Source organism: Maribacter polysiphoniae (assembly GCF_003148665.1).
Classification (GTDB): Bacteria; Bacteroidota; Bacteroidia; order Flavobacteriales; family Flavobacteriaceae; genus Maribacter_A; species Maribacter_A polysiphoniae.
Window position 1 is genome coordinate 125,954 of the sequence record NZ_QGGQ01000006.1, and the last position, 11,104, is coordinate 137,057.

Sequence of the window (11,104 nt, forward strand, 5' to 3'; positions counted from 1 at the left end):
TGCATAAAACAAATGGAGACGAAATAATGGTAGAACCTTTTATGGATAATTTGTATTATTTGCCACTAAACCACCTAATTGTCCGAATATATTAAGACCTTTATCGGCGAAAAATTCAATGCATTGAAAACAATGCTGTCCATATAAAAATGGTTGATATGTTGGAATCCCCCTTAATAGCTATAAAGGCGTTCTTTTCGAAGTTTGGGAACAGAAGAAATACAAAATCCGGATGGTTGGGAAAATATTCCCGAATGCGAACTTCGTTCTAACGAACGTTTTAAATCAAAACACCTATGACAAATAATATACTTATTGAAAATCAATATAAAAGAACAAGTTTATTTGAAAAGGAAAATGTGAATTACCTGGTTCGCGTTTTAAAAAGATTCAATACGGTACCGAAGATAAACAACATCAACATCATTACCTCCAACAATGAGCCCAATGTCTTTAAGATCGTACCCAATAAATCGATTGTCATTGGTTCGTTGTTTTTAGAACAACCTGTTTTGGCCTTGGTGTATTTAAGATATGGTATCGAATGGCAACTTTGGTACAAAGCTTTGAGTGGCGAAAAAGAGGATACCGTTTTATGTGATATGGCTGCGATTGAGGTCACCAAGATATTCTACAAGCTGTTACCTAAGGATGATAAGGAGAAATTAAAATCCCTTGATTATTTTTTAATCGATCTGATTAAAAGTGAGGAAGTCCACAATGCCGAATCAATATTGAAAAATGAAGCATTACAGGCTTTTCATGGATTAAAGAACACGAACAAGGAATTTAAGGAATCTTGGAAACCCATAATTGAAAATCTGGCAAAGCCCACTGAGTATTTATTGATGGACGGTGGTGATCTTCGATTGAACATCGACGAAATTGATTTGTTGAACAAATATGGATGCCGACCTTTTCCCAGGCCCGAAGCATTTACTTTTGCCTCTTCTACAGCAACCAGCGTTTCGAATTATGCTTTTGATAAAACGGATAAAGTTAGAAGTATACTCATTAGGAATAGCCTGAAAAATGGTTTTGAAAAGACCACTATTGAGTTTTCCGAATTATTGAAAAACAATCTTAGAAAAGTATTTAAATTATATGATGGGTGTGAAATCATTTTTTCACCCTCGGGCACCGATTCCGCATTGCAGATAGCGGCCATTACCCAAATTGTTTCCCAGAATGACATTACCCATGTCTTAGTGGCTTCCGATGAAACGGGCAGTGGTGTACCTGCGGCTTTGAAAGGATGTCATTTTGAGAATACCACCGCTTTGAACCATCCGGTTAAGAAAGGCGATAAAATCGAAGGCTTTAGGGATGTTGATGTCATCAAAATCACTTTTAGGGATGAAAAAGGTGCGTTGAAATCGACCAAACAATTGGACGATGAGGTTTTCAATGCCATTTCCAAAACCAATGAATTGGGTAGGCATGTCGTATTGCATACCATGGATCAATCGAAATTGGGTTACCAGTCCCCCAGTGACGAACTCATTCAACGACTGAACACCCTCGATAAATTGTCGATGCAGATAATCGTGGATGGTTCGCAACTTCGATTGGACCCCAAAGACATTAAGAATTATCTGAACAAAGGCTACATTGTTACCATAACAGGAAGTAAATACTTTACCGGCCCTCCTTACTCCGGTGCCTTGATCCTGCCCAAAAGTGTTGGTGAATTAGTCCATTCCGTAAAAAACAAACTGCCAGAAGGTTTAACCAAATATTACAATCATTCCGATTGGCCAACGTCGTGGTTCTGTTCAAAAGATCTGCCCGGCGGGTATAATTACGGTTCCTATATGCGCTGGAACGCTGCTATGGTCGAAATGGACAGATATTACAGAACACCGATCCTTTATAGGAACATGGGTATTGAGATGTTTTGCAATTTTGTTGAGGATTCCATAAAAGACGCCAGTTTTTTAGAACCGATATATGGGGACGAAACAAAAACAAACAGTTACAACAGTAAGGAATTCGGAATTCGGAATATACGTACTATTTTCCCTTTCTTTATCCTTAAGAACAATGAGGCATTGCCTATTGATAAGGTAAAAAAGCTCTACACCTTGTTGAATTCCGACTTATCTGACCAATTTCAGGATTCCTCTTTGGAAACAATCCGACTTGCTGCCCAAAAATGCCATATAGGGCAAGCGGTCAATGTAAAATATGGCAATGATATCGAAAGTGCTGTCTTAAGAATCAGCCTGGGCGCAAGGGTGATTTCCGAAAGCTGGGTCAACAGGGATATTAGTCTCTATTTCAGGAATATAGAAACACAAATGAGTCAAATCACCGTCATTATCAAGAAAATAGAACTCATCCTTGATACGCCAGAATTGTTGGATTAAGAAAATAGACCACACCAACTATTTGACGACATATAGGTATTGATTCTATGTTTTGATTCCATGTTTTGATTCCATTGTTTATTTGAACTGTGGCCAACAACCATACATAAGGGCTACACCATGATTAATCCTGTCTCATTGAAAAAATAAACAGGTAGTGCCACTATGGGAATATACGGCCCAAAATCACCCCCTATTATCACGGATATTTGCACTTGGATCAAACACGTTTTTGTACCTTTATGGTGTTAGTCCGATCAAGGATTGACCACAACCATTTTTGATTGTGTTTTTGGTTATTGTATGGGTTTAATTTCTTGGATTAAACAAAGTAATATGGTCAAAGCATATCATTTCCTACGAAACAACTTCAAGGATCTTCCCTTCTGGTTGATCGAGTTATGCATTTTTAGCGCCTTTGTTACCGTATTTCAGATTTCCATGTTGTTCCAACCTTTCCAAACCCAACTGTTTTGAATATTCCTTATATCCATATCGATGGTATTGAATTAACGGGATTTTTGATAGGCCACGAAACCATTCAGTGGCTTATCGGCATTGATTTGTTGTATGGATCCATTGTAAATGGGGTGTATTTAAGACTGTTTTTTTATGTAAAATAATATTTTATGAATAGAAGAAAATTTTTCAGAAACGGATCTCTTTTTGCACTTGGCTCATCCTTATTGAGTCCTTTTGATCTAAAGGCAACAACCTTAGCGCCCGATGCGATAAACAGAAATAAAAAAGCAAAGAATATAATCATCCTGGTGAGTGACGGCATGAGTACCGGAACTTTGAACATGGCCGATTTATACCTTTCAAGAAAAACGGGAAAGGGAAGTAACTGGCTTCAATTGTATAAGGACAACAGGGTCAATAGGGCCTTAATGGATATGGCTTCCGCAAGTTCCATTGTTACGGATTCCGCTGCCGCAAGTTCTTCTTGGGGAAGTGGTTTTAGGATAAACAATGGAGGACTGAATATAGGAACCAAGGGAGAAGCATACATCCCGATATGGCAAAAATTCAAAAAGGCCGGCAAAATGGCGGGGTGTGTGACCACCGTACCCATAACACACGCAACACCTGCCGGATTTTGTGTGAACAGTAAAAGTAGAAATGACCAAGCAGGCATTGCCGAAAAGTATTTAAAGCTGAAATTTGATGTTATGATGGGTGGGGGAAACAATTATTTTTCCGCAGAATATCGCAAGGACAAGGTAGATATGTACCAAAAATTTGAGGCTGAAGGCTATCAAGTGGTCAAAAGCAGGGACGAGATGCTGAAAGCAACTACGGACAAACCCATTCTAGGTGTTTTCCATAATGATGGCTTGCCGTATACCGTGGATAGAAATAACAATAAGGAACTCGCCCAAAAAATCCCGACGTTGGCTGAAATGACACAAAAAGCAATTGACCGCATGAAAAACCATGAAGAAGGTTTTGTGTTACAAGTAGAAGCCGGTAAAGTGGATTGGGCTGCCCACGGTAATGATATTGCCGGTTTAATATACGACCAAACAGCACATGACGAAGCCGTAAAGGTGGCGATAGATTTTGCGGAAAAGGATGAAAACACACTGGTGATCATGACAACAGACCACGGTAATGCAAACCCCGGGGTCATCTATGATAAAGAGGCCAACAAAAAATTCGACAGCATCCAACAATACAAACACACCAATGAGTGGATTTTAAATGGTTTTGGAAAAGAAACTTCAATCTCCCAATTAAAGGAAAGAATCGAATACGCCAACAATATCAGCATTACGAAGGAAGAAGCCAATGTACTTTTAAGTTACTACAACAACATAAATACCGAAAAAGGATTGTATAACCCCAAACAGCTGCCTTTTCATGAATTGGCCCAAATTCAGAAACAACACAATTCCGTTGGGTGGATCAGCATGAACCATTCCGGCGATTATGTGGAGCTTGCGATGTTCGGTCCGGGAAGTGATCTATTGAAACCTTTTATTAAAAACACAGACTTGCATTATTTGATGTTGGAAGCTGCTGAAGTTGAGAACAACTTCTAATCCGGTTCCCGGGCATTTGCTTATGGGATACTGTACTAAATAGCAACAAGGGATCACCTTGTGGAATGTAACGGAATAGAAACCTTTGAAAGGATTTTTATTCAACGCCAGAAAACTACACCCGTACTTTTCATAGGATACATTGTAGTGCTTTCATTGGTATTGCCTATTATTATTTGAATAGGGGGTTGACAATGGGATTTTTATATCGGACAGAAAGTAACCATAATAGATTGAATACCAAAAAGGATAAGAAACGGTAAAACCAAATAACCCATAATATCACGTGCCTGTATTTTAATGCCTTTTGCCATTATTGGCAATACAAGCAACAAGAAAAAAGGTTGTAACATATTACTTAAACTTTCTCCATAGGCTACAGACAAGGAGGCCCTTGCAATCATTGCAGTAATTTCATCTGCCGGTAATCCTGCACCTATTTCTTTTACGGCATTGATCATGCTTGGGCCAACCACGGCAAATTCACCTCCAGCCGATGGAATTGCGAAATTGACGATGCCTCCAGTTAAATAAGCGAAAAAAGGATAGGAATCCACACTCGCTTGCGATGCCAATAGTTGTCCAAGTTCTTCACCCAACCCTGTATATAACATAATACCCATAATACCGGCATAAAAAGGATACTGAAACAATATTCCGGAAATATTACTACTTGCCTGTTTCATCGAAATGACATAACGCATCGGTGTTTGATGTAGAAGTAAACCAAGAATAAGGAATATGAAAATCATGATATTAAGATTCAAATCGAATCCTTTTGTCATAAAGTGATAAAAGATATAGACAAAGCCCATTACAACAATGATCATCTGAAGGATGACGCTATTGTTCAACTTGTCGGAATATGATTTAAAAGGCAATCTTAAACTTAAAGCCTCTTCTTTTATAGTTTGGTTATTTGAAGTTTCCTTAACGGTCATCAAATCGGTTATTTCCTTATTCTGTGCGTCCCTGGGTCGTAGAAAAAGTAAAATCAATGGTGTTGCAATAAGCAGGGTAACAATCATTGTGATATTTAAGATTGACCCCAAGGTATAGGAGGTTGGGATAACTTCCGACAATATCCCGGAAGTAATCAAAAAATTATTTTCCGTATTCAAAAGTAGGGGTATCGAACTTGATAACCCTGAAACCCAGCCCCCCGCTGAAATGTAAACACAAGCAATCAAAAAAGGATAGTTAACCCCTTTAACCCGTAGTGCCAATTCCCTTGCTAAAACACAGGTAATAACGACCCATCCAAAACTTACAAGGGTTAATGACAAACCGATTAAGACAACTAAAAAGTATACCTGTTTTGGGGAATTGATATGTCGCGCAATGGAATCTATCCCTCTTTTGATTATAGGCGACAATGCGATGCTGAATCCTGTAATGATAATCAAGACCATTTGCATCGCAAACCCCAATAAATCAAAAAATCCATCATACCATGCGGTTATGATTTTCATTGGGGTGGTGTCTAACCAAAGAAAAGCCCCAAGAGCGGTTATAAAGGTTAAGAGTATTGCAAAAACAAATGCATTGGGTATATATGTTAAAAATAGATGCGTTAGTTTTTTTCCAAGTTTATCAATCATATTCAACTTTTAAATGGTTCTTCCCAATGGTTTTGTTTACGGTCCCGTTGCTGACTTTTCCAAAGGAAAACACCCACCTGTTCACTAAAGATAATGGATTTCAGGGATTTCCAGTTAAAAATCCCACCCGAAGGAAATTCTACACCGTTGGGCTACAGACTTTTAAGGAAACCATTGTCCTATTGTTTTCATAAGAAGATATATTGGGAAAAAATCAAACAAAAAATCCCGACTACCGCATTAACAGTGTGTTGGGGTTTTACGATACCCCTTAAGGTAACGATTATCCCTACTTTTAGCGTGCAGGTCAGCTACGGTAAGAATTAGGACAATTGCCATAATGTTTATATCAGACATTACAGCCTCTTGTGGTCAGTATTTTTTTTAACCGTAAAACCAAATACCATACCTATTGAGGTTCTGCCAAAATGGGATATGGTTTAATCTTATAAATGATAACCTTGACTGGAAAAAGGCAACCTGCATTAACTGCAGCGATAGGTTAGTTCATTATCCCTCAAAGTTCCAAGCTTATAACACAACGGGGGTATGGCTTCCCTGCCTTTTTTGTTGCATTTTTTACACCTATGAAGGGGAAGCATTCTATTTTTCCTACAAAATAAGAACACCCCTTTGGTTTTCATATGGGAACTGTTTAATTGTACCCTTTCATTCAAAACAGGCACAACCCTTATAGTAAGAATTGTTTCCGATGCAGTTGGTTAGAAACAGATTATATGAATATTCCTACAATTTAATCCATGCGAAACCGTTCTTAAGAAAATGACTTAAAGAACACTGGGAAATAAACATCCGATGTTTTTAAAATCCAACACCAGAAAGTTCAACCCAAATAACCATCATTGATCAAAACCGTAAACAAACTTAAGGATTACACCATTCAATTTTGGGTGGGACTAATTGCAATCCTCCTTGGATTGGTCGTTCTCTTAGGATGGGCATTTGATATTGAAGTTCTCATGACCATTATTCCCGGTTATGTTTCCATGAAGTTCAATACCGCCTTGTTCTTTATACTTTCCGGCGGGATTACAATTTCTTTGATTGAATACAAATCTTATAAAACGATAAGGTTTTTTTCAATCCTTTTAGCTGTTTTTGCATTTATCTCCCTAATACAGGACATCTTGATCATTGACCTTGGGATCGATCAGTTTTTTATTAATGATGAGGTAGCGTTACTCCGTGATGATACGGCACCGGGAAGACCATCCCCTATAACTTCCTTTTGTTTCATTTTATTCGGATTGGTTTTCTTTCTTATTCGATCTAACAGGATAGGAAATAGGGAAATATCGCAATACGGATTACACCTAATTTCGTTTCTTTCCTTTGTTGCAATCATAGGGTATCTATTCAATGTACCTTCCTTATACAAGTTGTCATTCTTTACTTCAATGGCACTACATACCTCGGTTACACTTTTTATCATGTCCGTCTCTACGACCATGTTCAATCCAAAATTGGGAATAACCGGGATGTTTACCGAAAAACAGATCGGAAATGTCATGGCCTTGAATTTATTCCGAAAAATTCTGCCAGCAATATTAGTACTCGGTTTTATCCAACTAATCTTATCAAGATTAGCGATAATCACGGTCGATTTCGGAATAGCCTTATTCTCCACCTGTTTTACCTTGATCTTGCTGTACGCGCTATGGTCTACAAAAGAATTGCTCAACAAGATCGACAATGAAAGAAAGGCGGCCCAACACAAAATAAAAAAAGACAATATTAATTTAGAGTCGAAAATAAGGGAGCGTACCAAGTATCTAACGACCCAAAATAAGCAATTAGAGGATTTTTCATATATCATATCACACAATCTTAGGGGTCCTTTGGGAAATCTCAAATCCTTATTGGGTTTCTATAGGGAAGAAGAATCAATTGAAGGAAAAGATCAGTTGATGGATTATTTCCATAATACAGTTGATAACCTTTCCTATACCCTGGAAGACTTGATGCAAGTGGTTACCATAAGGCATAGTTCCAAGAAGGAAAAGACCACATTGGTTTTTGATAATATATTTTCAAAATTAAAAGAAAATTTCCAGGGTCAGATAATTGAGTCCGGTGCAGTTGTAACATCGGATTTTTCTGAGGCCCCAACCATAGAGTATTCTTCTATGTACCTAGAGAGCATCATGCACAATCTTTTAAGCAATGCATTAAAATATAGGTCAAAAGACAGAGCCCCGGAAATTCACTTTAAATCCAAAAACCACAGCGATAAAATTGAACTTTCAGTTGTCGATAATGGTCTAGGTATCAACCTGGAATTACATGGACATAAACTATTTGGATTACACAAGACGTTTCATAAACATCCGGATGCAAAGGGGGTTGGACTCTTTATAACCAAAGCACAAGTTGAGGCGATGGGTGGGGAAATCACCGTGCAAAGCCAAGTAAATAAAGGAGCAACCTTTGAAATAATCTTTTAAAATGAGTATGATCCAAACCATAGCCATTATCGACGATGATGATATTTATCGATTCGCATCAAAGCGGATCATAAATGCTACGAACAGAACTAAAAACATACAGACGTACTCTAATGGCGAAAAGGCCATCAACTTTTTTGAAGAAAACCTAGGGCATCCCCACAACCTGCCTGACATAATTTTCCTGGACTTGAATATGCCGATCATAGATGGATGGCAATTTTTGGATATGTTCAAATTATTGAAACCTAAAATCAATAAAAATATACCGATTTATATTTTTAGTTCATCGATAAACCCAGACGACCTAATAGCTTCTAAACAAATCGAGGAAGTTTCAAATTATCTGGTCAAACCTATAACGGAGGAGAAATTTCTTAACATCATCGATAATTTGGAAATTTCGTGAATTTAATAATGATCTCTTTAGGACATTATAAAAACCAAGGCTAACCCAAGCCCCCAATTCTCCCAACGTGCAATGCCAAAAGGTTCATTTTCGTTTACAGTATGGTTTTTTCTAAAAATTGATTCAAAAAGGCCATAAAAAAACAGCAAACACTTAAAACCAAGTCTTTACGGTTGTATCAATACTCGAGGCGGCTCCGACACTTCGGGGAACCCGCACAAGATTATCCTTCATAAAAAACCCTCAACTTTCACGTTAATGGTGTGTTGAGGTTTTCTTCTGTACTCGAGGCGGCCCCGATACTTCGGGGGAACCCGCACAAGATTATCTTTTACAAAAAAGCCTTCAACAAACGTTGAAGGCTTTGTACTCGAGGCGGGAATCGAACCCGCACTCCAAAGGAACTGGATTTTGAATCCAGCGCGTCTACCAGTTCCGCCACTCGAGCATTTTAATAGGACTGCAAAACTATAAAAATTTTTCTTTTCAAGAACAAAAAATAACAAGATTTATCCTTTAGCAACCCAAATAAATTTCTAAATTTGCACCTCCTTCGACCAAAAGGAGTTTAATAATTTGAAAAACAACGCGTTAAACATGGCTTACCAAAGACCTGAACCTAAGATTTTTGCTTGTACACAGAGTACAAAACTTGCAGAAAAAATTGCAAAGTCCTATGGTACGCATTTAGGTAAGGTACAGTTTTCCAAATATAGCGATGGCGAATTTCAACCCTCTTTCGAGGAATCCGTTCGTGGAGCCCGTATCTTCATTATCGGATCAACCAATCCGGGTTCTGATAACCTGATGGAAATGTTGTTGATGCTCGATGCCGCCAAACGTGCCTCGGCACGACATATTACCGCTGTAATGCCCTATTTCGGATGGGCACGACAAGATAGAAAAGACAAACCTAGGGTTCCCATTGCGGCCAAATTGATTGCCAAAATGCTTGAAACGGCAGGAGCGACCCGTATTATAACCATGGATCTTCATGCCGATCAAATCCAAGGCTTTTTCGAGAAACCGGTAGACCATTTATTCGCCTCTACCCTTTTCTTGCCTTATTTGAAAAAACTGAACCTCGATAATTTGACCATAGCTTCCCCGGATATGGGCGGCTCCAAAAGGGCCTACGCCTATTCAAAAGCCTTGGATTGCGATGTGGTCATCTGTTACAAACAAAGGGCCAAAGCCAATGTCATTTCCCATATGGAACTTATAGGGGACGTTAAAGGCAAAAACGTGGTTTTGGTAGATGATATGGTAGATACGGCCGGAACCTTGGCAAGAGCGGCAGATTTGATGATGGAGCGTGGTGCCCTAAGTGTAAGGGCCATTACCACCCACGGACTATTATCGGGCAATGCCTACGAAAAAATAGAAAAATCACAATTGAAAGAGTTGATCATCACCGATTCAATTCCTTTAGAGATCAAGAGCGACAAGGTACAAGTAATCAGTTGTGCCGATTTGTTCGCGGATGTCATGCATAGGGTACACCATAATACATCAATAAGTTCTAAGTTCTTGATGTAGACAAAAAAGAGTATTTTATTAATCTTAAATATAACGATGAAGTCAATTACAATTAAAGGATCAGAAAGAGAAAGCGTGGGTAAGAAAGCAACGAAAGCCTTACGTAATGCTGGAAAGGTTCCTTGCGTAGTATACGGAGGGGAAAAACCATTACATTTTTCAGCGGATGAATTATCATTCAAAAAATTGGTTTACACTCCAAACGCGCACACTGCTGTGATTGAGTTGGACAATGGCGACAAGATCGATGCTGTTATGCAAGACATACAGTTTCACCCTGTTACCGATAAAATCATTCATATCGATTTTTATCAACTTTTCAAAGACAAAGAGGTTACCATGGACATCCCTGTACGTTTGCAAGGAAACTCCCCAGGGGTTAGAAACGGTGGTCGTTTGCTCTTTAGAAAAAGAAAACTTACGATTAAGGCATTGCCTGACAATCTTCCTGATTTCTTTGATGTTGATATATCCAAATTAAAAATCGCGGATAACATCTCCGTTGAGTCATTGCAAAGTGATAAATTCTCCATCTTACACCCCGACACCACTGTTGTCGTTCAAGTTAAGACTGCACGTACCGCAGTTACGGTTGACGATGAGGATGAAGTTGAAGAAGAAGGAGCTGAAGCCCCAGCTGCAGAAGCTGCTGAAAGCAACGAATAAATTGGGTTTA

The 11,104-nt window shown here is 38.6% G+C and carries 8 protein-coding genes and 1 tRNA gene; 7 read left to right on the plus strand and 2 right to left on the minus strand.

Annotation, left to right across the window (positions count from 1 at the left end; genetic code table 11):
• The first annotated feature begins 296 nt into the window (after nt 1–296).
• The 3 genes from LX92_RS13565 to LX92_RS13570 all read left to right on the plus strand — a co-directional run bounded on the left by LX92_RS13565 (nt 297) and on the right by LX92_RS13570 (nt 4,414).
• Nucleotides 297–2,369, plus strand: a complete 2,073-nt coding sequence (locus tag LX92_RS13565; protein ID WP_109651503.1) for a hypothetical protein — start codon at nt 297–299, stop codon at nt 2,367–2,369.
• Nucleotides 2,370–2,842: 473 nt separating this feature from the next.
• Complete coding sequence (locus tag LX92_RS22450; protein ID WP_170117851.1) at nt 2,843–2,992, plus strand: hypothetical protein; 150 nt, start codon at nt 2,843–2,845, stop codon at nt 2,990–2,992.
• A 6-nt stretch (nt 2,993–2,998) separates the two neighbouring features.
• Nucleotides 2,999–4,414 (plus strand): alkaline phosphatase, encoded by a 1,416-nt coding sequence (locus LX92_RS13570; protein WP_109651505.1) that lies wholly within the window; start codon nt 2,999–3,001, stop codon nt 4,412–4,414.
• Between the two features lie 203 nt (nt 4,415–4,617).
• On the opposite strand, the gene LX92_RS13575 is transcribed toward LX92_RS13570, so the two are convergent.
• Entirely contained in the window at nt 4,618–6,015 is a 1,398-nt protein-coding gene (locus LX92_RS13575) for a short-chain fatty acid transporter (protein ID WP_109651507.1), read from the minus strand.
• An 863-nt stretch (nt 6,016–6,878) separates the two neighbouring features.
• Between LX92_RS13575 and LX92_RS13580 the strand changes: the two genes are divergently transcribed.
• Nucleotides 6,879–8,480, plus strand: a complete 1,602-nt coding sequence (locus tag LX92_RS13580; RefSeq protein ID WP_109651509.1) for a sensor histidine kinase — start codon at nt 6,879–6,881, stop codon at nt 8,478–8,480.
• Between the two features lies 1 nt (nt 8,481).
• Nucleotides 8,482–8,889 carry a response regulator gene (locus LX92_RS13585; RefSeq protein WP_109651511.1) on the plus strand — a complete coding sequence of 136 codons (408 nt, stop codon included), beginning with the start codon at nt 8,482–8,484 and terminating at the stop codon, nt 8,887–8,889.
• A gap of 367 nt (nt 8,890–9,256) precedes the next feature.
• Here LX92_RS13585 and LX92_RS13590 read toward each other — a convergent pair.
• Nucleotides 9,257–9,337 (minus strand) — tRNA-Leu (locus LX92_RS13590).
• A 149-nt stretch (nt 9,338–9,486) separates the two neighbouring features.
• On the opposite strand from LX92_RS13590, the gene LX92_RS13595 reads away from it, so the two are divergent.
• Both LX92_RS13595 and LX92_RS13600 read left to right on the plus strand, forming a co-directional pair.
• Nucleotides 9,487–10,428: a ribose-phosphate pyrophosphokinase gene (locus LX92_RS13595; protein WP_109651513.1), complete on the plus strand. Its 942-nt coding sequence runs from the start codon at nt 9,487–9,489 to the stop codon at nt 10,426–10,428.
• A gap of 36 nt (nt 10,429–10,464) precedes the next feature.
• Nucleotides 10,465–11,094 carry a 50S ribosomal protein L25/general stress protein Ctc gene (locus LX92_RS13600; RefSeq protein ID WP_109651517.1) on the plus strand — a complete coding sequence of 210 codons (630 nt, stop codon included), beginning with the start codon at nt 10,465–10,467 and terminating at the stop codon, nt 11,092–11,094.
• Nucleotides 11,095–11,104 lie beyond the last annotated feature (10 nt).